The organism is Streptomyces sp. MZ04 (assembly GCF_004684775.1).
Lineage (GTDB): Bacteria > Actinomycetota > Actinomycetes > Streptomycetales > Streptomycetaceae > Streptomyces.
This window is the reverse complement of the sequence record NZ_SRIC01000001.1, coordinates 102,175-121,609: the sequence shown is the minus strand read 5'-3', so window position 1 is coordinate 121,609 and position 19,435 is coordinate 102,175. Positions and strand designations below refer to the sequence as shown.

Here is a 19,435-nt window from a genome sequence, read left to right as displayed (position 1 = left end):
TCTGACACACCGTCATCGCCCATACCCGGACAGCTCCCCCTACTGCCTCCGGACACGACGGGCTAGGGTGGCCGGTGCAGAGCACTCGCGGGAGCCCGGACGCACCGGGCTGAGAGGGAGGCTGAACGGCCTCCGACCGTACGAACCTGATCCGGGTCATGCCGGCGAAGGGAGGGGCTGGACACCCATGCATTCACGTACACCACCCCACGCGACGACGGACGTCCTCGTCGTCGGGGGCGGCATCATCGGCCTGGTCACGGCCTGGCGGGCGGCGCAGCGCGGCCTGTCCGTGGCGGTCGTGGACCCCGAGCCGGGCGGCGGCGCCGCGCAGGTCGCCGCGGGCATGCTGGCCGCGGTCACCGAGCTGCACTACGGCGAGCAGACGCTGCTCGGCCTGAATCTGGCCTCCGCGAAGCGTTATCCGGAGTTCGCGGAGGAGCTGACGGAGGCGAGCGGCCGCGGTCTCGGCTACCGCGCGTGCGGCACGCTCGCCGTCGCGCTCGACGCCGACGACCGCGCCCATCTGCGCGAACTGCACACCCTGCAGCGCCAGTCGGGGCTCGATTCGGAGTGGCTGAGCGGGCGCGAGTGCCGCCGTCTCGAACCGATGCTCGCGCCGGGCGTGCGCGGCGGGCTCCGCGTGGACGGCGACCACCAGGTCGACCCGCGCAGGCTCGCCGCGGCGCTCCTGGTGGCGTGCGAGCGGGCGGGCGTGGTCCTCCACCGGGCGTGGGCGGAGCGACTGACGGTCGTACGCGACCGGGCCACCGGCGTCGTCCTCGCCGACGGCACCGCCCTGGAGGCCGACCGGACCGTGCTCGCCGCGGGCAGCCTCAGCGGGCGCCTCACAGGGGTCCCTGAGGGGGTTCTGCCGCCCGTTCGCCCGGTCAAGGGGCAAGTGCTGCGGCTTACGGTGCCCGAGCGCCACGCGCCGTTCCTGAGCCGCACGGTGCGCGCCGTGGTCCGGGGCAGCCATGTCTACCTGGTGCCGCGCGAGAACGGCGAGCTCGTGGTCGGCGCGACCAGCGAGGAGCTCGGCTGGGACACGACGGTCACCGCGGGCGGCGTGTACGAGCTGCTTCGGGACGCCCACGAGCTCGTACCGGGCATCACGGAGCTGCCGCTGACCGAGACCCGCGCGGGTCTGCGCCCCGGCTCCCCCGACAACGCGCCGATGCTCGGCCCCACCGCCCTGCCCGGCCTCCAGCTGGCCACCGGCCACTACCGCAACGGCGTACTCCTGACGCCCGTCACCGGCGACGTCATGGCGCACGCCCTGGTCACCGGTGAACTGCCGGACGAGGCAAGGGCGTTCACTCCCCGCCGGTTCGCACCGGCCCCCTCGGCACAGCCCTTCCTGGAGCAGCCCGCATGACCCTCTCAGCCGTCTCAGTCAACGGAGAAGTCCGCGAGGTGGCCGCGGGCACCACGCTCGAAGCCCTCGTCGCCACACTCACCGCGGCCCCGTCCGGCGTCGCCGCGGCGCTCAACGAAACCGTCGTCCCGCGCACGCGGTGGTCCACCACGGCGCTCGCCGACGGCGACCGCGTCGAAGTGCTCACCGCCGTCCAGGGAGGCTGAACCGACATGGCAGACGATTCCTTCGTCATCGGCGGGCTCACGCTCTCCTCACGACTGATCATGGGTACGGGCGGTGCGCCGAGCCTCGACGTGCTCGAGCGGTCCCTCGTCGCCTCCGGAACGGAGCTGACCACGGTCGCCATGCGCCGCCTCGACCCGGGCGTACAGGGCTCGGTGCTCTCCGTGCTCGACAAGCTCGGCATCCGTGTGCTGCCGAACACGGCGGGCTGCTTCACCGCGGGCGAGGCCGTCCTGACCGCCCGGCTCGCCCGGGAGGCGCTCGGCACGGACCTGGTGAAGCTGGAGGTCATCGCGGACGAGCGCACCCTGCTCCCCGATCCGATCGAGCTCATCGACGCCGCCGAGACCCTGGTCGACGACGGCTTCACCGTCCTCCCGTACACGAACGACGATCCCGTCCTCGCGCGGAAGCTGGAGGACGTGGGCTGCGCGGCGATCATGCCGCTCGGGTCGCCCATCGGCTCCGGGCTCGGCATCCGCAACCCGCACAACTTCCAGCTGATCGTCGAGCACGCACGCGTGCCGGTGATCCTGGACGCGGGGGCGGGCACGGCGTCCGACGTGGCGCTCGCGATGGAGCTGGGGTGTGCGGGTGTGATGCTCGCCTCGGCCGTGACGCGGGCGCAGGAGCCGGTGATCATGGCCGAGGCCATGCGGCACGGGGTCGAGGCGGGGCGCCTCGCCTTCCGTGCGGGGCGGATTCCGCGGCGGCACTTCGCCGAGGCGTCCTCCCCCGGAGAGGGCATGGCGCGGCTCGATCCGGAGCGGCCGGCGTTCTGAACGCCCGCGCCTGTCACAGGTCGGCTGCAGTCGGGCCCCGGGGCCGCCCGCGCGGGCATCGGTGTCAGCGGCGGCTCGTAGACTCCCTCCGTGGACACGACCCTTCAGGACCCTTCCCCAGCCTTCGGCCGGGGAGACCCCATCGTCGGGCAGGTGCTCGACGGCCGCTATCGCGTGGACGGGCGGATCGCGGTCGGCGGGATGGCCACGGTCTACCGGGCCGTGGACACCCGCCTCGACCGCGTGCTCGCGCTCAAGGTGATGCACCCGACGCTCGCCGCCGACGTCTCGTTCGTCGACCGCTTCATCCGCGAGGCGAAGTCGGTCGCCCGGCTCTCGCACCCGAACGTGGTGGGGGTCTACGACCAGGGCGCCGACGGCGCGTACGTCTATCTGGCGATGGAGTACATCGCCGGGTGCACCCTGCGCGACGTCCTGCGCGAGCGGGGCGCCCTCCAGCCGCGGGCCGCGCTCGACATCCTGGAGCCGGTCCTCGCCGCGCTCGGCGCCGCGCACCGCGCCGGTTTCGTGCACCGCGACATGAAGCCGGAGAACGTCCTCATAGGGGACGACGGCCGGGTCAAGGTCGCCGACTTCGGGCTCGTACGCGCGGTGGACACCGTCACGAACACCACCGGCACGGTCCTCGGGACGGTCTCCTATCTCGCGCCCGAGCAGATCGAGCACGGCACGGCGGACACCCGCGTCGACGTGTACGCGTGCGGGGTCGTGCTCTACGAGATGCTGACCGGCACCAAGCCGCACTCCGGCGAATCGCCCGCCCAGGTGCTCTACCAGCACCTCCACGAGGACGTGCCGCCCCCGTCGGCGGCCGTCCCCGGGCTCCCCGTGGAGCTCGACGAACTGGTCGCCTCCGCCACCGCCCGCACCCCGGACGTCCGCCCGCACGACGCGGTGGCCCTCCTCGGGCAGGCCAGGGAGGCGCGGGCCGCGCTCTCCCTGGAGCAGCTGGACGCGGTGCCGCCGCAGGCGCGCACGACCGAGCACGACAACGCCGACGACCGTACGAGCGTGATTCCGCGCGCCGCGCGGTCCGTGCAGATGTCGCTCCCCACGGACGGCGAGAACCAGCAGCAGGACCCGCTCAACCGCACCAGCATCCTGGCGACGCCTCCGGCGGCCCCGCCGACCGCCCCCGGCCCCGGACGCGGGCGCGGGCGCGGGCGGTCCAACCCGCGCCGCGGCGTCCTGGCGATCGTCGCCGCCGTACTTCTCGCGCTCGGCCTCGGCGCCGGCGTCTGGTACATCAACTCCGGCCAGTTCACGAAGGTCCCGCCGCTCCTCGCGAAGACCGAGGCCGCTGCCAAGAAGCGCCTCGACGAGGCCGGGCTCGACGTGAAGGACGTCAAGCGCGCGTACAGCGACACCGACAAGCGCGGCACGGTCATGGCCACCGATCCCAAGGCGGGCGAGCGCATCGGGGACAACGGCGACGTGACGCTGACCGTCTCGATGGGCCCCGAGATCGTGAAGGTCCCGAACCTCGAGGGCACCCCGCTGGCCGCGGCGAAGAAGAAGCTCAAGGACGCCGGTCTCGCTCCCGGGATGACGACCAGGGCCTTCAGCGAGGAGGTCCGCAAGGGCTCCGTGATCAGCACGGACCCGGGCTCGGGCACCAAGCGCAAGGCGGGCTCCGCCATCGCGATCGTCGTCAGCAAGGGCTCCCCGGTCGACGTCCCCGACGTGACGGGCGAGTCCGAGGCCGACGCGACCGCCGACCTGGAGGACGCCGGCCTCAAGGTGAAGATCGCCACGACGCGGGTCCACTCCGAGGAGGACAAGGGCGACGTCGCCCAGCAGTCCCCCAAGGAGGGCGAGAAGCAGCTCGCCGAGGGTGACACGGTCACGCTGACGCTCTCCAAGGGCCCGCAGATGGTCGAGGTCCCGGACGTCGAGGGCATGAGCGTCGACGACGCCACGCAGGAGCTGGAGGACGCGGGCTTCCAGGTCGAGGAAGACAAGGGTCTGCTCGGCCTCTTCGGGGACACCGTGAATGATCAGTCCGTGGAGGGTGGCGAGGAGGCCCCCAAGGGGTCGACCATCACCATCGAGATCCGCTGACAGAGAGCGTGGGACCGCGTGACACCCTGAAACGGTGAGCACAAAGTCCCTCAGCACCACGCCCCGCAACCCCGTCGGCGGCCATGTCCCCGTAGCCGGCGGGCTCGCCTCCGTAGGGCTCTCGTACGCCCGTGAACTGAGCGCCGAGGCCGTCCAGGTCTTCGTCGCCAACCCGCGCGGCTGGGCGACGCCGCCCGGGAACCCGAAGCAGGACGAGGAGTTCCGCGCGGCCTGCGCCGCCGAGAAGATCCCCGCGTACGTCCACGCGCCCTACCTCATCAACTTCGGCTCGCACACCGAGGCGACCGTCGAGAAGTCCGTGGAATCCCTGCGCCACTCGCTGCGCCGCGGCCGCGAGATCGGCGCCCTCGGCGTCGTCGTGCACACCGGCTCCGCGACCGGCGGCCGGGACCGCTCCGTCGCCCTGAAGCAGGTACGCGACCGGATGCTGCCGCTCCTGGACGAGCTGACGCACGACGACGACCCCTGCCTCCTCCTGGAGTCGACCGCCGGCCAGGGCTTCTCGCTCTGCTCCCGCACCTGGGACTTCGGCCCGTACTTCGAGGCACTGGACGCCCACCCGAAGCTGGGGATCTGCCTGGACACCTGCCACATCTTCGCGGCGGGCCACGACCTGACCGGGCCGAGCGGCATGCACCAGACCCTCGATCTGCTGGTCGACACCGTCGGCGAGGGCCGGCTGAAGCTGGTGCACGCCAACGACTCCAAGGACGTGGTCGGCGCCCACAAGGACCGCCACGAGAACATCGGCACCGGCCACATCGGCGAGGACCCGTTCCGCGCGCTGATGACCCACCCCGCGACCGAGGGCGTACCGCTGATCATCGAGACGCCCGGCGGCAAGGAAGGGCACGCGGCGGACGTGGCACGGCTGAAGGAACTGAGGAACTGAGGAACTGAGGAAGTGAGGAGCTGAGGAACTGAGGAGCAAGCAGCCCCCTTGAGGAATACCCCCCAGGGGTATACCGTTCTTGTCTGACGGCAGGAACGGCTATCCGACGTTGGGGACTCCTCATGCAGCACGACACTCACGCCGAGCACCAGCACGAGCCCGCGCACCACGACCACGCGCACCACGAGCACGAGCACCACGGTCACGCGCACGGCATCGGCAAGGTCAGCTGGCGCATGGCGGCCCAGGCGACGCTGCACTGCCTCACCGGGTGCGCCATCGGCGAGATCCTCGGCATGATCATCGGCACCGCGCTCGGCTGGGGCAACATGCAGACGATGATCCTGGCGATCATCCTGGCCTTCTCTTTCGGTTACGCCCTGACCCTGCGCGGCATCCTCAAGGCCGGCGTCGATTTCAGGACGGCGTTCCGCGTCGCGCTCGCCGCCGACACCCTGTCCATCGCGGTGATGGAGCTGATCGACAACGGGGTGATCGCGCTCTGGCCGGGAGCGATGGACGCCCACCTCTCGGACCCCATGTTCTGGTGGATCCTCGCCATCGCGCTGGCCGCCGCGTTCGTGATCACCACTCCGGTCAACAAGTGGATGATCGGCCACGGCAAGGGCCACGCCGTGGTGCACCAGTACCACCACTGACCAGCGAAACCAACGAAACCAACGAAGTCGGCAGCGTACGCAGGACTAGAGCTCGGGGCCGTCCCCGGGCTCTTCCTGGTACGAGTACCGCTGCTCGCTCCAGGGGTCGCCGACGTTGTGATAGCCGCGCTCCTCCCAGAAGCCGCGGCGGTCGGCCGTCATGTACTCGATGCCGCGGACCCACTTGGGGCCCTTCCAGGCATACAGATGGGGCACCACGAGCCGCAGCGGGAATCCGTGCTCCGCGGTGAGCAGTTCGCCGCCCTTGTGCGTGGCGAAAATCGTGCGGTCGGAGGCGAAGTCGGCCATCCGCAGATTCGAGCTGAAGCCGTACTCGGCCCAGACCATCACATGCGTGGCATTGGGCGCGGGCGGCGCGATGTCGAGCAGCGCACGCGCGGGCACACCGCCCCATTCGGCGCCGAGCATGCTGAACTTCGTGACGCAGTGCAGATCGGCGACCACGGTGGCGTACGGAAGAGCCGAGAACTCCTCATGCGTCCAGCAGTGCTTCTCGCCGTCGGCGGTGGCCCCGAAGACCCTGAACTCCCAGCGCTCCGGGCGGAACTTCGGCACCGGGCCGTAGTGCGTGACCGGCCAGCCGCGCTGCAGGCGCTGTCCCGGTGGAAGCTCCGGCTCCGCTGCTCTCCGAGATGCGTGATCCGCCGGCTGACCCATGCCTCCATCCTGACAGACCCGGGGCAGTGGACGTGACCAGACGGCCCCCGGCCAAACACCGATTCGGGCAACTCCTACTAAGCGTGCACTTACTGGACGACCTCCGAACACCGGTGCAAGGATGCGCGCTACCTGGCCAGTCAACACACTTGGAAGGAGCCTCTGCGATGCAGGGCGACCCCGAGGTCATCGAGTTTCTCAATGAGCAGCTGACCGCCGAACTGACGGCGATCAACCAGTACTTCCTTCACGCGAAAATGCAGGAGAACTTCGGCTGGCCGAAGCTCGCGAAGTACACCAGGTCCGAGTCGATCGACGAGATGAAGCACGCGGAAGTGCTGACCGACCGGATCCTGTTCCTCGACGGTCTGCCCAATTACCAGCGGCTCTTCCATGTTCGCGTGGGCCAGACGGTCACCGAGATGTTCCAGGCCGACCGGCAGATCGAGGTGGAGGCGATCGACCGCCTCAAGCGCGGGGTCGAGGTGATGCGCGGCAAGGGGGACATCACGTCCGCGAACATCTTCGAGTCGATCCTCGAGGACGAGGAGCACCACATCGACTATCTCGACACCCAGCTCGAGCTGATCGAGAAGCTGGGCGAGCCGCTCTACATCGCGCAGCTCGTCGAGCAGCCGGAGAGCTAAGAGCCAAACACCTTCGGAGAGCTACGCAGCTTCCGGGAGTTCCGCCTCCGGAGCGACCAGCTCGCGAGTGGGGCACGCGCCCCGGCCGAGCAGGGCCTGGATGCGTCGCACGCACGAACCGCAGTCCGTGCCCGCCTTGCAGGCCGACGCTATCTGGCGGGGGGTGCAGGCACCGTCGTCCGCATGCTTCTTCACCTGCTCTTCGGTGATGCCGAAGCAGTTGCAGACGAACATGCGGTTCACCTCCCCGGTGCGTCATCGATCGGGATCGACGGCAGGATCTATCAGTGGTGCCCGTCCCGATTGATCGGTGAGGCTAACCTAACCTTACCCGCCACTCCCTGCTCGCAAAAGCCCCGGATACGCCGGTGAATACCCGGGAACTACTGGTCCCGGTACATCTCCGCGACCAGGAACGCCAGGTCCAGGGACTGGCTGCGGTTCAGCCGCGGGTCGCAGGCCGTCTCGTAGCGCTGGTGCAGGTCGTCGACGAAGATCTCGTCGCCGCCGCCCACGCACTCGGTGACGTCGTCACCGGTGAGCTCGACGTGGATGCCGCCCGGGTGGGTGCCCAGGCCCTTGTGGACCTCGAAGAAGCCCTTGACCTCGTCGAGCACGTCGTCGAAGCGGCGGGTCTTGTGCCCGGACGCCGCCTCGAAGGTGTTGCCGTGCATCGGGTCGGTGACCCAGGCGACGGTCGCGCCGGACGCGGTGACCTTCTCGACCAGCTCGGGGAGCTTGTCCCTGACCTTGTCGGCGCCCATGCGGACGATGAAGGTGAGGCGGCCGGGCTCGCGGTCCGGGTCGAGGCGCTCGATGTACTGCAGCGCCTCCTCCGTGGTCGTCGTCGGGCCGAGCTTGATGCCGATCGGGTTGCGCACCTTGGATGCGAACTCGATGTGCGCGCCGTCCAGTTGACGGGTGCGCTCGCCGATCCAGACCATGTGGCCCGAGGTGTCGTAGAGGCGCCCGGTGCGCGAGTCGACGCGGGTGAGGGCCGACTCGTAGTCGAGCAGCAGCGCCTCGTGCGAGGCGTAGAACTCGACGGTCTGGAACTCGGCCGGGTCGGTGCCGCAGGCCCGCATGAAGTTGAGCGCGTTGTCGATCTCGCGCGCCAGCTGTTCGTAGCGCTGGCCCGAGGGGGACGACTTCACGAAGTCCTGGTTCCAGGCGTGCACCTGGCGCAGGTCGGCGTAACCGCCGGTGGTGAAGGCGCGCACCAGGTTGAGCGTCGAGGCGGAGGCGTTGTACATCCGCTTCAGGCGCTCGGGGTCCGGGACGCGGGACTTCTCGTCGAAGTCGAAGCCGTTGACCGAGTCGCCCCGGTACGTCGGCAGGGTCACGCCGTCGCGGGTCTCGGTGCCCTTGGAGCGGGGCTTCGAGTACTGCCCCGCGATGCGGCCCACCTTCACGACGGGCACGGAGGCGGCGTAGGTCAGGACGGCGCCCATCTGGAGCAGCGTCTTCAGCTTGTTTCGGATGTGGTCGGCGGACACGGCGTCGAAGGCCTCGGCGCAGTCGCCGCCCTGGAGCAGGAACGCCTCGCCCTTGGCCACAGACGCAAGGCGGGCGCGCAGCTGATCGCACTCGCCTGCGAAGACGAGCGGCGGATACGACTCGAGGTCCGCGATCACATCGCGCAGAGCCTCGGCATCGGGGTACTCAGGCTGCTGCGCCGCGGGAAGGTCTCGCCAGGTGTTGCCACCGGTTGCGGTGGTCTTAGCGTTCACGGTCACCTCGTTAACCTTACGGGGTCGGGCCGGGCGTCCAAGCAGGTGCCCAGAAGTTGAGACGCGGGGAGCATGACACCATCCCACCCAGGCCTCCTGACAGAAATCAGCCAATTCCTTCCGTGAGTTTCTCCGGGTGAACGCCTCCCTTCCTCGCCACGCATTCTCGGCGCTACGTTTTAGAGGCCGGGACCGGTCACCCGACCTCTCCGTCCGAGGGGGTCTCGATGGAAGCTGAGCAAGTTATCCGAGAGGCCGTCCGTGACGGCAGGTGGTACTTCGTTCTCACGATCCCCGCGGGGTGGCTTCTAGCGGCGATCCCGGTTTTCCATGCCTCCGCGCGACTGAAATGGCAGAGGCTGCGCAGGGAGGGGACGCTATTCGCCGCGACCGGCGCACTCACCTTCATCGCCGTGTACTTCATCCCCCTGCGCCAGCTGCAGATCTCCCTTGCTGCACTGGGCTCCACGGTCGCTGCCGCCCGTTCGGCGCGGATACGCCACTTCGCCTACACTCTGCCCCACCATGACCCCGAATGGATTTCCCGCGACCGCCGCGAACGCCGCTACAACGCGCGAAAACTGGTGGCTCTCAATCCACATGAGGCTGACGCAAGGCGTATAGGCCACCCCACCAACCGGCCGTCCCGCATTCCGGACCCCCGGGACGGCGGCCTTGTCGACGTAAACAGGGAAACCGTGTATTCCATTTCCCACGGATGTGAGATATCGACGGAAGAGGCGGAGTCAGTGGTGCAAGCCCGAGAGAAGATCGGCCGCTACACGAGCCTCCAGGAGGTGGTGACGCGCGCCGATCTGCGTGACCTCACCGACGTCGCCCTGCGCGAGCACGGCGTGATCTATCCGGATACCGAGGACTGGGACGCCGGATGGCGCAGCCGGTTCGCCCGCTGGAGCCGCTGGCATCTGCGACGCGAAGGATTCCGGTAGGCTGCCGCTCATGTTCGCGCACGCATCGATCCAGAACTGGTGGTGGACCGCTCTCCCGGCGGCCCACTGACTGCGCGTACACCGAATCGCGAAGGCCGCCCGAGGGGCGGCCTTTGTTGCGTTCTGAGGCCGTTCCTCTCCGAGTGAGAAGGAACGACACCGATGCACCTGACCGACCTCCTGTCCGACGACCGCCCGTTCGCCGTGCTCCGCCGCCGCACCCCCGGCCACGACCACGACACGGTCGAGGTCCTGATCGGCTCCGTCGGCACCTACGACCGGCTCGCCGACATCCCCGACGAGGGCCTCGCGCTCATCCCCTTCCGGCAGATCAGGGAGCGCGGCTTCGACGTGCGCGACGACGGCACGCCGCTCGCCGTCCTCACCCCCGACGAGACGTACGAACTCCCGCTCGCCGAGGCCCTGTCGGCACTGCCCGCACACGACGTGCGGGTCGAGGACGGGGCCTTCGACGTGGACGACGACGCGTACGCGGACATCGTCGGGCGGGTCCTGCGCGAGGAGATCGGGCGGGGCGAGGGCGCCAACTTCGTCATCCGCCGTACGTACGAGGGTGCGATCCCCGGCTTCGGCAGGGCGGACGCGCTCGCGCTCTTCCGGCGGCTGCTGGTGGGCGAGCGGGGTGCCTACTGGACGTACGTCGTACACACCGGGGACCGCACCCTGGTCGGGGCCAGCCCCGAGGTGCATGTGCGGATGTCCGGCGGGACGGTCGTGATGAACCCGATCAGCGGGACGTACCGCTACCCGGCCGACGGCCCCACCGCGGACGATCTGCTCACCTTCCTCGCCGACGGCAAGGAGACCGAGGAGCTGTCGATGGTCGTCGACGAGGAGCTCAAGATGATGTGCACGGTCGGCGACATGGGCGGTGTCGTCGTCGGCCCGCGCCTGAAGGAGATGGCCCATCTCGCGCACACCGAGTACGAGTTGCGGGGCAAGTCGTCGCTCGACGCGCGCGAGGTCCTCAAGGAGACGATGTTCGCGGCGACGGTCACCGGGTCGCCGGTGCAGAACGCCTGCCGGGTCATCGAGCGGCACGAGACCGGGGGCCGCGGCTACTACGCGGGCGCCCTCGCCCTCATCGGCCGCGACGCGGGCGGCGCCCAGACGCTCGACTCCCCCATCCTGATCCGCACCGCCGACATCTCCCCCGCGGGCCGCCTGCGCGTCCCGGTCGGCGCCACGCTGGTGCGCGGCTCGGACCCGGCGGGCGAGGTCGCGGAGACCCACGCGAAGGCGGCGGGCGTGCTCGCGGCTCTGGGAGTACGTCCCGGACGGCCCCGCCACGAGGACGTACGCCCCGCACTCGCCGACGACCCGCGAGTGCGGGCGGCACTGGACAGCCGCCGGGCCGGGCTCGCCCCGTTCTGGCTGCGGATGCAGGAACAGACGGCCGAGCTGTCCGGGCACGCCCTGGTGGTCGACGGCGAGGACACGTTCACGGCGATGCTCGCGCACCTGCTGCGCTCCTCGGGACTGGACGTGACGATCCGGCGCTACGACGAGCCGGGCCTGCGGGAGACGGTGCTCGCCCACGAGGGCCCGCTGGTCCTGGGCCCGGGCCCCGGCGACCCCGCGGACTCCACCGACCCGAAGATGACCTTCCTGCGCTCGCTCGCGGCCGACGCCATCAGGAACCACCGGCACGGAGTCCTCGGCGTCTGCCTCGGCCATGAACTGCTCGCCGCCGAACTCGGCCTGGACATCGTCCGCAAGGAGGTCCCGTACCAGGGCGCGCAGACCCGGATCGATCTGTTCGGGCGGCCGGAGACGGTCGGCTTCTACAACAGCTTCGTGGCGCGCTGCGACGACGAGACGGCGGCCGAACTGACCGCGCACGGCGTCGAGGTCAGCAGGGACGCGGCGACGGGCGAGGTGCACGCGCTGCGGGGGCCCGGCTTCGCGGGCGTCCAGTTCCACCCCGAGTCGGTGCTCTCGCTGCGCGGCACGGCGATCGTGCGGGAGCTCCTGTCGGGCGTACTGGTCTAGGGGGCAGGGGCAGGGGCGGGGGCCGCCGGGACCAGCACGTTCTCGCCGCGGCGGCCCTCCCGGTAGTCCAGGACGTTCTGCACCGTGGTGTCGATGATCTGGCCCACCGCGTCCCGGGTGTAGTACGCCTGGTGCGAGGTGACCACGACGTTCGGGAATGTCACCAGGCGGGCCAGGGTGTCGTCCTCGACGACCTGGAGGGACTTGTCGAGGAAGAAGAGCCCCGCCTCCGCCTCGTACACATCGAGCCCGACGCCCGCGAAACGGCCCGCGCGCACCTCCCTGACGAGGGCCTCGGTGTCGATGAGCCCGCCCCGGCTCGAGTTCACCAGGATCGCGTCGTCCTTCATCATCCGCAGCGCGTCGGCGCCGATGATGTGGTGGGTGGCGGGGAGCAGCGGCACATGCAGGCTGATCAGGTCGGCCTCGGCGAAGAGCCGGCCCTTCTCGACGTACTTCATGCCGAGCTCGACGCACGCGGGGTTCTGGGTGATGTCCCAGCCGAGCAGCTTCATGCCGAAGCCGTGCGCGATCCGGGTGAACGCCTCGCCGATCTTCCCGGTGCCGAGCACGCCGACCGTGCGGCCCCGCAGGTCACGGCCCATCAGGCCGTCGAGGCGGAAGTCGAAGTCGCGGGTGCGGTTGCTGGCGCGGACGATGCGGCGGTTGACGGCCATCGCGAGGGTCCAGGCGAACTCGGCGACGGAGTACGGCGAGTAGTACGAGACGCGGGCGACGGTGAAGCCGAGGCGCTCGGCGACCTGGAGGTCGATGTTGTTGAACCCGGTCGAGCGCTGGGCGATCATCTGCGTCCCGCCGGCGGCGAGGGTCTGCAGGACGCGGTTGCCGAGGTCGGCGTTGACGCTGGTGGAGATGATCTCGTAGCCGGCGGCGATGGGGGCGGTGTCCTCGGTGAGGAAGACGTCCAGGCAGCGGACGTCGTGGTGGGCGGCGAAGGCCTTCTCGATCAGCGGCTTCTCGTCGGCCTGCACGCCGAAGGCGAGGATCTCCATGGGGCCGAGTGTAGGTACCGCCCTGGGGGACGGCACCCGGAGGCCGGAGCCTCCGGGGCGCTCCACTCAGCCGAAGAAGACCCCCACCTCGGAGTACAGCTTCGGATCCACGGTCTTCAGCTTCGACGTGGCGTCAGCGATCGGTACCCGCACGATGTCCGTCCCCTGCAGCGCGACCATCTTGCCGAAGTCGCCGTCCCGTACGGCCTCGATCGCGTGCAGGCCGAAGCGGGTGGCGAGCCAGCGGTCGAAGGCGCTGGGGGTGCCGCCCCGCTGGACGTGACCGAGCACGGTCGTCCGGGCTTCCTTCCCCGTCCGCCCCTCGATCTCCTTGGCCAGCCACTCGCCGACCCCGGAGAGCCTGACGTGCCCGAAGGAGTCCTGCGTCCCGTCCTTGAGGACCATCTCGCCGTCCTTGGGCATGGCCCCTTCGGCGACGACGACGATCGGGGCGTACGAGGCCTTGAAGCGCGAGGTCACCCAGGCGCAGACCTGGTCGAGGTCGAAGCGCTGCTCGGGGATGAGGATGACGTTCGCGCCGCCCGCGAGGCCCGAGTGCAGGGCGATCCAGCCCGCGTGCCGCCCCATGACCTCGACGACGAGGACCCGCATGTGCGACTCGGCGGTGGTGTGCAGCCGGTCGATCGCCTCGGTGGCGATCCCCACCGCGGTGTCGAAGCCGAAGGTGTAGTCCGTGGCGGACAGGTCGTTGTCGATGGTCTTCGGTACGCCGACGACATCGATGCCGTACTCGTCGGTGAGCCGGGCGGCGACGCCGAGGGTGTCCTCGCCGCCGATCGCGATGAGGGAGTCGACCTCGTACTTGGCGAGGTTCTCCTTGATCCGGCGGATGCCGTTCTCGACCTTGAGCGGATTGGTGCGCGAGGAGCCGAGGATGGTGCCGCCGCGGGGCAGGATGCCGCGCACGGCCGGGATGTCGAGCCGGACGGTGTCGCCCTCCAGGGGACCGCGCCAGCCGTCCCGGAAGCCGACGAAGTCATAGCCGTACTCCTGGACGCCCTTGCGGACGACGCCCCGGATGACGGCGTTGAGCCCGGGGCAGTCGCCGCCTCCGGTCAGTACTCCGACTTTCTTGGCCGCCATGGAATGTCCCTTCGCCTCAGTGACCTGATGCGAGTCACGCTAATGGTGATCCAGGTCACTGAGGGACGGTGCGGACGGTCAATTCCGTTGCCCCGCAAGGGAGTTGATCAAGCATGTTCACTCGAATGAGGGTCGAATGAGGGCTACTCGTCGTCGAGTCCGCGCTCGATCGCGTACCGCACGAGCTCCACCCTGTTGTGCAGCTGGAGCTTGCCCAGGGTGTTCTGCACGTGGTTCTGCACGGTGCGGTGCGAGATGACCAGGCGCTCGGCGATCTGCTTGTAGCTCAGGCCCTTGGCCACGAGCCGCAGCACCTCGGTCTCGCGGTCGGTGAGCTGCGGGGCCTTCGGGTCGTCCGGGGTGCCCGGCGCCGGATCGGACGCGAGGCGGCGGTACTCGCCGAGGACCAGGCCCGCGAGGCCCGGCGTGAAGACCGCGTCGCCGACGGCCGTGCGGCCCACCGCGTCGGTCAGCTCGGCGGTGGAGGCCGACTTCAGGAGATAGCCGGTGGCCCCCGACTTGACCGCCTCCAGGACATCGGCGTGCTCGCCGCTGGCCGAGAGGACGAGCACCCGCAGGGCCGGGTTGGCGCCGACGAGTTCCTTGCAGACCTGGACGCCCGCCTTCAGGGGCAGGTTCAGATCGAGTACGAGGACGTCCGGCGCGGCGGCCTGCGCGCGGCGCACAGCCTGCTCGCCGTCGCCCGCCGTGGCGACCACGTCGAAGCCCGCCTCCGCGAGGTCGCGGGCGACCGCGTCCCGCCACATCGGGTGGTCGTCGACGACCATGACCTTGACCGCACCCTTGCCGTCCCGGTCGTCCCGCACGTCCTGCCGCTGCTCGCTCATCGTTCCTTTCCTGCCTTCCCCCGTGTGCTGCCCACGTTCTCCGGGCTCCCCGCGATCCGCGGGACCCTCATTTCCACTTCCGTACCCTGCCCCGGCACCGAGATCAGCTCGGCCGTCCCCCCGATGTCCCGCAGCCGCCCCCGAATCGACAGGGCGACGCCGAGCCGCCCCTCGCCCTCGGCCTCCGCGAGGCGGCCATCGGGGATGCCGGGGCCGTCGTCCCGCACCGTCACGATCACCGCGTCCGGCTCGTCCTCGACGAGGATCCAGGCGGCGGCGTCCGGGCCCGCGTGCCGGTGGACGTTGTCCAGGGCGGCGCCGACCGCGGCGGCCAGTTCCCGTGCGGTCTTCGCCGGGAGCCCGACGGGGGCGCCCGGCTCCGAGACGGTCACCTTCGCGCCCGCGTACGGAAAGAGCAGCGAGCGCAGGTCACAGGGGTCGGCGTCCTCCGCGTCCTCGTCGGGCTCCTCCACCGCGCGGACCACGGCCCCCAGCGAGGCGTCCTCCGACACATGGGACGTACGGACCAGGCCGCCCGCCACCAGCGCGCGCAGCGCGACCTCCTGCTCCCCCGCGAGCCGGCCGAGCTCCGCCGCCTCGCCGCCGAGCGCGCTGCCGCGCCGCTGCACCATCGCGAGGACCTGGAGCACGCTGTCGTGGATGTCGCGGGCCAGGCGCTCACGCTCGCGGGTCGCGGCCTCGATCTCCAGGGCGCGGGCGAGGGTGCGCTCGGAGGCGCGGGCCACCTCGACGACGTAACCGATGGCGATGGAGGCGATGCAGACCAGGAGGACGTTGTGCAGCGTGTCCTGGGTGGGCCTGCCGCGCTGCGCGATGTTGGCGACGCCGACGAGTGCCGACGCGAAGGCCGCCCACCGCCAGCCGCCCTTGATCGCGAAGGCGAGCACCGCGCCCGCCGTCCATATCGAGGGCAGCGTCGGGCCGTCGTGCACGATCCGCTGGTGCGAGTCGGCGACCGGCGTGAGCAGGATCCCGGTGATCGCGACGGTCAGGTCGATGACGAGGAACCGCTTGGTGCAGCTCGCGGCGCCCGCGACCTTCGGCAGGGTGGCGAGCGTCCAGCAGACGAGCACCACGTAGTACGCGATGGCCACCCAGGGGCGGTCGAACCGCTCGTACGCGGCGACGAACAGGCCGATCGCGTAGAGCATGGTCAGCACGCGGTAGCCGGTCAGCGCACGCCACAGCGGCTGCTCGACCGACATTCTCATGACGCGTACACGCTTAGCTGTGCTGGTCACGTCCCCCCTTGCCCCTGAGGGCGCCTCTCGGCTCCCCCTCCGCACCGACGCCGCTAGGCGCCGGACCGTTCCTTCTCGGCCACCGCGGCCTTCTTCTCGGCTTCCCTCTCGGCCTTCGCCTCGTCCGCGAGACGGCGCTTCGCGGCGGTCGCGTACTCGTCGACGTACTCCTGGCCGGAAAGCTTCATGATCTCGTACATGACCTCGTCGGTCACCGCCCGCAGGACGAACCGGTCGTGGTCCATGCCCTGGTACCGGCGGAAGTCGAGCGGCTCACCGATCTTGATGCCGGGCCGCATCAGCTTCGGAAGGACCTTGCCGGGCGGCTGGATCTTCTCGGTGTCGATCATCGCCACGGGAAGCACCGGCGCCCCGGTGGCGAGCGCCACGCGGGCCAGGCCGCCGGGCTTGCCACGGTAGAGCCTCCCGTCGGGCGAACGGGTGCCTTCCGGGTAGATACCGAAGAGCTCACCGCGCTCCAGGACCTCGATGCCGCTCTTGATGGCCGCCTCGCCCGCGCCGCGCCCGCCGGAGCGGTCCACGGGGAGCTGGCCGACGCCCTTGAAGAAGGCCGCCGTGAGCTTGCCCTTCACACCGGGTGACGTGAAGTACTCCGCCTTGGCGATGAAGGTGACCTTCCGGTCGAGCACCGCGGGCAGGAAGAAGGAGTCCGAGAAGGAGAGATGGTTGCTCGCCAGGATGGCCGGTCCTTCGGCGGGTACGTTCTCAAGGCCTTCCACCCAGGGCCTGAAGCCGAGCTTCAGCGGCCCTCCGATGGCGACCTTCATTGCGCCGTAGATCAAACCGAGTGCCTCCTGTTATGTGTGGATCAGACCTTAACCCGCTGTAAGCCCAAAGGGCCCGACGGCCCTGGTCGGTGTCAGTCCGGTCGCGTACCGTGAAGTACTCCGCGTAACCCCGCAGCCACATCTCACGAAGGAGACCGAAGTGCCGGTCCTCCCCGGAGCCGAGCCGTACCGCCACGAGGGCGGCGAGGTCGGCGTCCTCCTCTGTCACGGCTTCACCGGATCCCCGCAGTCCCTGCGCCCCTGGGCCGAGTACCTCGCGGAACAGGGCCTGACCGTCTCCCTCCCGCTGCTGCCCGGACACGGCACGCGCTGGGAGGACCTGCAGATGACCGGCTGGCAGGACTGGTACGCGGAGGTGGAGCGCGAGCTGCACGGGCTCCTCGAGCGGTGCTCGGAGGTCTTCGTCTTCGGCCTCTCCATGGGCGGCGCGCTCACCCTGCGGCTGGCCGCGAAGCACGGCGACGCGGTGCGCGGCATCGTCCTGGTGAACCCGGGGAACAAGGTGCACGGCCTCGCGGCGCGCGCGCTGCCGGTCGCCCGCCATCTGGTGCGTACGACGAAGGGCATCGCGAGCGACATCGCCAAGGAGGGCTCGGACGAGGTCGGCTACGACCGGGTGCCGCTGCACGCGGCGCACTCCCTGCGCCAGTTCTTCGCCCGGGTCGACGGGGAGCTGCCGCAGGTGACCCAGCCGCTGCTGCTTCTGCACAGCCCGCAGGACCATGTGGTGCCGCCGGTCGACTCGGCCAGGATCCTCAGCCGGGTGTCCTCGACGGACGTCACCGAGATCCTGCTGGAACAGAGCTACCACGTCGCGACGTTGGACCACGACGCGGACCGGATTTTCGACGAGAGCCTCGCGTTCATCGGCCGGCTCGCCCCCAGTGTCGGCAAGGAAGGGACGGCCTCCGGTGGCTGAGCAGGACCGACGTGAACCGGACCACGACGAGGACCGCGAGCCCGAGGAGAAGGCGACCCCGGAGGGCGGCGTGCCGCTGGACGAGGACGCGGTCTGGCAGGAGATCGTCGCCGGGTACGGCCAGGAACCGGCGGACCCGCCGGGCGCCAAGCCGTTCAAGTCCGTGGAGGACCTGGCGCTGCTCGAGCCCGAGACGAACGAGCCTTCGGAGAAGGACGGCAAGCGGGGCAAGGACTCCGAGGACACCGACGCGTCCGGCACGAAGACACCCCTCGGCGGCTCCGTCTCCTTCGCGCCCGGAGTCGGCGGTCCGCGTGACTACGACGCGCCCGAGGCCTCCGACGACGACCTGGACGCGGACGACGAGGGCCACTTCGTCCCGCCGGAGCCGCCGCCGCTGCCCGAGGCCGACGTGACGGCGAAGTTCGCCTGGCTGGCCGTGATCGGCGGGCCTGTGCTGCTCCTGCTCACCGTGCTGCTCGGCTGGAACATGACGTGGTGGATCGCCACGCTCAGCATCGGCGGCTTCCTCGGCGGCTTCGCCACGCTGGTGACGCGGATGAAGGGTGACGACGACGAGGACGACGATCCGGGGCGCGGCGCGGTCGTCTAACCCCCTTGAGCTGCCGGGATTCTGAGGGCGGCGAGCACGGGCAGATGGTCCGTGGCCGCCCGCAGATCCGCCTCGCTCACCCCGTCGAGCTCCAACGGCACACCGCAGCCGAGCACTTCGACCCCGGACGTCGCGAAGATCGCGTCGATACGCTGATGGGGGTCGCCCGGCGTCGAGGTGTTCTCGCCGCCCCAGGGCGCCGTCGCCCAGCAGTCCCGCAGCTGAGCGGCGAGCCTGCGGAACGTACGCCCCTTGGGGCGGTCGTTCAGGTCACCGCCCGCGACGGCGTGCTCCACGCCCATCCCGGCGAGGCGGTCGAGCAGCATCCCGCCCTGCGCGTACCGCTCGTCGCTCCGCAGGCTCAGATGGCAGCTCAGCACGCCGAGCCTGGCGCCCCCGAACCGCACGACGGCGGTCGCGAAGCCGCGCCGGTGCAGGCCGGGGGTGAGCGGGAGCAGCACGTCCTCGGTCCGCTCCACGGTCGCCCGCAGCGAGCAGAGCAGCGCGGGCCCGGAGGCGGTGGCCCCGCCCGAGAGGATCACCAGATCGGCCGCACGTGCAAGGCGCGCCAGCTTCTTGCGCCACCGGAAGAACCGGGGCGCCTCCTGGACGAGTACGAGATCGGGCTCGCACGCGGCGATGACGCGGGCCAGCGCGTCGGTGTCGTCCCGCATGGACCGAATGTTGTAACTGAGCACCCGGACGACGGCTGAACCGTCTTCACCGGTCCGTGAGTTGGGCAGCGGAGTGATCGCCATGCGGGCCAAGATACGCGCTGGCCGCCTGCGTTGTGGGCAGGCGTTCCGCACG

At 70.3% G+C, this 19,435-nt stretch carries 20 protein-coding genes and 1 riboswitch; of the genes, 11 read left to right on the top strand and 9 right to left on the bottom strand.

The genetic code is table 11. The features are described 5' to 3' along the window. Window positions 1-77: 77 nt before the first annotated feature. Window positions 78-190, top strand: a riboswitch (TPP riboswitch). The 6 genes from thiO to E2651_RS00575 all read left to right on the top strand — a co-directional run bounded on the left by thiO (window position 188) and on the right by E2651_RS00575 (window position 6,039). Next, the gene (gene thiO / locus E2651_RS00600) at window positions 188-1,378 is read left to right on the top strand and encodes a glycine oxidase ThiO (protein WP_135328942.1); all 1,191 of its coding nucleotides are present in this window, start codon (window positions 188-190) and stop codon (window positions 1,376-1,378) included. It overlaps the preceding riboswitch by 3 nt. After that, a complete protein-coding gene (gene thiS / locus E2651_RS00595; RefSeq protein ID WP_135328941.1) occupies window positions 1,375-1,584 on the top strand; it encodes a sulfur carrier protein ThiS in 210 nt (69 codons plus the stop codon). The genes thiO and thiS overlap by 4 nt, the downstream gene beginning before the upstream one ends. Window positions 1,585-1,590: 6 nt before the next feature. Continuing rightward, entirely contained in the window at window positions 1,591-2,385 is a 795-nt protein-coding gene (locus tag E2651_RS00590; RefSeq protein ID WP_135328940.1) for a thiazole synthase, read from the top strand. A 153-nt stretch (window positions 2,386-2,538) separates the two neighbouring features. Beyond that, window positions 2,539-4,467: a Stk1 family PASTA domain-containing Ser/Thr kinase gene (gene pknB / locus E2651_RS00585; RefSeq protein WP_135328962.1), complete on the top strand. Its 1,929-nt coding sequence runs from the start codon at window positions 2,539-2,541 to the stop codon at window positions 4,465-4,467. A gap of 34 nt (window positions 4,468-4,501) precedes the next feature. After that, window positions 4,502-5,380: a deoxyribonuclease IV gene (locus tag E2651_RS00580; protein ID WP_135328939.1), complete on the top strand. Its 879-nt coding sequence runs from the start codon at window positions 4,502-4,504 to the stop codon at window positions 5,378-5,380. Between the two features lie 122 nt (window positions 5,381-5,502). After that, complete coding sequence (locus E2651_RS00575) at window positions 5,503-6,039, top strand: DUF4396 domain-containing protein (RefSeq protein ID WP_135328938.1); 537 nt, start codon at window positions 5,503-5,505, stop codon at window positions 6,037-6,039. A gap of 45 nt (window positions 6,040-6,084) precedes the next feature. Here the strand turns inward: E2651_RS00575 and E2651_RS00570 are convergent, their stop codons facing one another. Further along, the gene (locus E2651_RS00570; RefSeq protein ID WP_135328937.1) at window positions 6,085-6,717 is read right to left on the bottom strand and encodes a sulfite oxidase-like oxidoreductase; all 633 of its coding nucleotides are present in this window, start codon (window positions 6,715-6,717) and stop codon (window positions 6,085-6,087) included. Window positions 6,718-6,884: 167 nt separating this feature from the next. Here E2651_RS00570 and bfr point away from each other — a divergent pair, with 167 nt between their 5' ends. After that, the gene (gene bfr, locus E2651_RS00565; protein WP_135328936.1) at window positions 6,885-7,364 is read left to right on the top strand and encodes a bacterioferritin; all 480 of its coding nucleotides are present in this window, start codon (window positions 6,885-6,887) and stop codon (window positions 7,362-7,364) included. A 21-nt stretch (window positions 7,365-7,385) separates the two neighbouring features. On the opposite strand, the gene E2651_RS00560 is transcribed toward bfr, so the two are convergent. Beyond that, window positions 7,386-7,607 carry a (2Fe-2S)-binding protein gene (locus E2651_RS00560; protein WP_167828633.1) on the bottom strand — a complete coding sequence of 74 codons (222 nt, stop codon included), beginning with the start codon at window positions 7,605-7,607 and terminating at the stop codon, window positions 7,386-7,388. A 140-nt stretch (window positions 7,608-7,747) separates the two neighbouring features. Continuing rightward, window positions 7,748-9,100 carry a 3-deoxy-7-phosphoheptulonate synthase class II gene (locus E2651_RS00555; protein ID WP_135328934.1) on the bottom strand — a complete coding sequence of 451 codons (1,353 nt, stop codon included), beginning with the start codon at window positions 9,098-9,100 and terminating at the stop codon, window positions 7,748-7,750. Window positions 9,101-9,321: 221 nt separating this feature from the next. Between E2651_RS00555 and E2651_RS00550 the strand changes: the two genes are divergently transcribed. Together E2651_RS00550 and E2651_RS00540 are read left to right on the top strand one after the other, a co-directional pair. Next, a complete protein-coding gene (locus E2651_RS00550) occupies window positions 9,322-10,044 on the top strand; it encodes a hypothetical protein (RefSeq protein ID WP_135328933.1) in 723 nt (240 codons plus the stop codon). Between the two features lie 162 nt (window positions 10,045-10,206). After that, complete coding sequence (locus tag E2651_RS00540) at window positions 10,207-12,057, top strand: anthranilate synthase family protein (RefSeq protein WP_135328932.1); 1,851 nt, start codon at window positions 10,207-10,209, stop codon at window positions 12,055-12,057. Here the strand turns inward: E2651_RS00540 and E2651_RS00535 are convergent. From E2651_RS00535 to E2651_RS00515, 5 genes are all read right to left on the bottom strand, one after another. Further along, window positions 12,054-13,070 (bottom strand): 2-hydroxyacid dehydrogenase, encoded by a 1,017-nt coding sequence (locus tag E2651_RS00535; protein ID WP_135328931.1) that lies wholly within the window; start codon window positions 13,068-13,070, stop codon window positions 12,054-12,056. The genes E2651_RS00540 and E2651_RS00535 overlap by 4 nt on opposite strands. Before the next feature lie 66 nt (window positions 13,071-13,136). Further along, window positions 13,137-14,174: a 6-phosphofructokinase gene (locus E2651_RS00530; protein WP_135328930.1), complete on the bottom strand. Its 1,038-nt coding sequence runs from the start codon at window positions 14,172-14,174 to the stop codon at window positions 13,137-13,139. A 143-nt stretch (window positions 14,175-14,317) separates the two neighbouring features. Then, complete coding sequence (locus E2651_RS00525) at window positions 14,318-15,022, bottom strand: response regulator transcription factor (protein ID WP_135328929.1); 705 nt, start codon at window positions 15,020-15,022, stop codon at window positions 14,318-14,320. Then, complete coding sequence (locus E2651_RS00520; RefSeq protein WP_135328960.1) at window positions 15,019-16,248, bottom strand: DUF5931 domain-containing protein; 1,230 nt, start codon at window positions 16,246-16,248, stop codon at window positions 15,019-15,021. The genes E2651_RS00525 and E2651_RS00520 overlap by 4 nt, the downstream gene beginning before the upstream one ends. 89 nt (window positions 16,249-16,337) lie before the next feature. Next, window positions 16,338-17,072, bottom strand: a complete 735-nt coding sequence (locus E2651_RS00515; protein WP_135328959.1) for a lysophospholipid acyltransferase family protein — start codon at window positions 17,070-17,072, stop codon at window positions 16,338-16,340. Window positions 17,073-17,232: 160 nt separating this feature from the next. On the opposite strand from E2651_RS00515, the gene E2651_RS00510 reads away from it, so the two are divergent. Both E2651_RS00510 and E2651_RS00505 read left to right on the top strand, forming a co-directional pair. Beyond that, window positions 17,233-18,012, top strand: a complete 780-nt coding sequence (locus tag E2651_RS00510) for an alpha/beta fold hydrolase (RefSeq protein ID WP_135328928.1) — start codon at window positions 17,233-17,235, stop codon at window positions 18,010-18,012. Then, on the top strand, window positions 18,005-18,625 hold the full coding sequence (locus E2651_RS00505) for a hypothetical protein (protein WP_135328927.1): 621 nt from the start codon (window positions 18,005-18,007) through the stop codon (window positions 18,623-18,625). The genes E2651_RS00510 and E2651_RS00505 overlap by 8 nt, the downstream gene beginning before the upstream one ends. Here the strand turns inward: E2651_RS00505 and E2651_RS00500 are convergent. Continuing rightward, window positions 18,622-19,383 carry an endonuclease/exonuclease/phosphatase family protein gene (locus E2651_RS00500; RefSeq protein WP_135328926.1) on the bottom strand — a complete coding sequence of 254 codons (762 nt, stop codon included), beginning with the start codon at window positions 19,381-19,383 and terminating at the stop codon, window positions 18,622-18,624. The genes E2651_RS00505 and E2651_RS00500 overlap by 4 nt on opposite strands. Between the last annotated feature and the right edge of the window lie 52 nt (window positions 19,384-19,435).

What these genes read in the sequence shown, in the direction of transcription:
- E2651_RS00515 (WP_135328959.1), bottom strand. Translation starts at nt 17,072, where the DNA reads ATGAAGGTCGCCATCGGAGGGCCGCTGAAGCTCGGCTTCAGGCCCTGG.
- E2651_RS00550 (WP_135328933.1), top strand. Translation starts at nt 9,322, where the DNA reads ATGGAAGCTGAGCAAGTTATCCGAGAGGCCGTCCGTGACGGCAGGTGG.
- thiO (WP_135328942.1), top strand. Translation starts at nt 188, where the DNA reads ATGCATTCACGTACACCACCCCACGCGACGACGGACGTCCTCGTCGTC.
- E2651_RS00590 (WP_135328940.1), top strand. Translation starts at nt 1,591, where the DNA reads ATGGCAGACGATTCCTTCGTCATCGGCGGGCTCACGCTCTCCTCACGA.
- E2651_RS00570 (WP_135328937.1), bottom strand. Translation starts at nt 6,717, where the DNA reads ATGGGTCAGCCGGCGGATCACGCATCTCGGAGAGCAGCGGAGCCGGAG.
- E2651_RS00520 (WP_135328960.1), bottom strand. Translation starts at nt 16,248, where the DNA reads ATGTCGGTCGAGCAGCCGCTGTGGCGTGCGCTGACCGGCTACCGCGTG.
- E2651_RS00540 (WP_135328932.1), top strand. Translation starts at nt 10,207, where the DNA reads ATGCACCTGACCGACCTCCTGTCCGACGACCGCCCGTTCGCCGTGCTC.
- E2651_RS00575 (WP_135328938.1), top strand. Translation starts at nt 5,503, where the DNA reads ATGCAGCACGACACTCACGCCGAGCACCAGCACGAGCCCGCGCACCAC.
- E2651_RS00530 (WP_135328930.1), bottom strand. Translation starts at nt 14,174, where the DNA reads ATGGCGGCCAAGAAAGTCGGAGTACTGACCGGAGGCGGCGACTGCCCC.
- bfr (WP_135328936.1), top strand. Translation starts at nt 6,885, where the DNA reads ATGCAGGGCGACCCCGAGGTCATCGAGTTTCTCAATGAGCAGCTGACC.
- E2651_RS00535 (WP_135328931.1), bottom strand. Translation starts at nt 13,070, where the DNA reads ATGGAGATCCTCGCCTTCGGCGTGCAGGCCGACGAGAAGCCGCTGATC.
- E2651_RS00525 (WP_135328929.1), bottom strand. Translation starts at nt 15,022, where the DNA reads ATGAGCGAGCAGCGGCAGGACGTGCGGGACGACCGGGACGGCAAGGGT.
- thiS (WP_135328941.1), top strand. Translation starts at nt 1,375, where the DNA reads ATGACCCTCTCAGCCGTCTCAGTCAACGGAGAAGTCCGCGAGGTGGCC.
- E2651_RS00500 (WP_135328926.1), bottom strand. Translation starts at nt 19,383, where the DNA reads ATGGCGATCACTCCGCTGCCCAACTCACGGACCGGTGAAGACGGTTCA.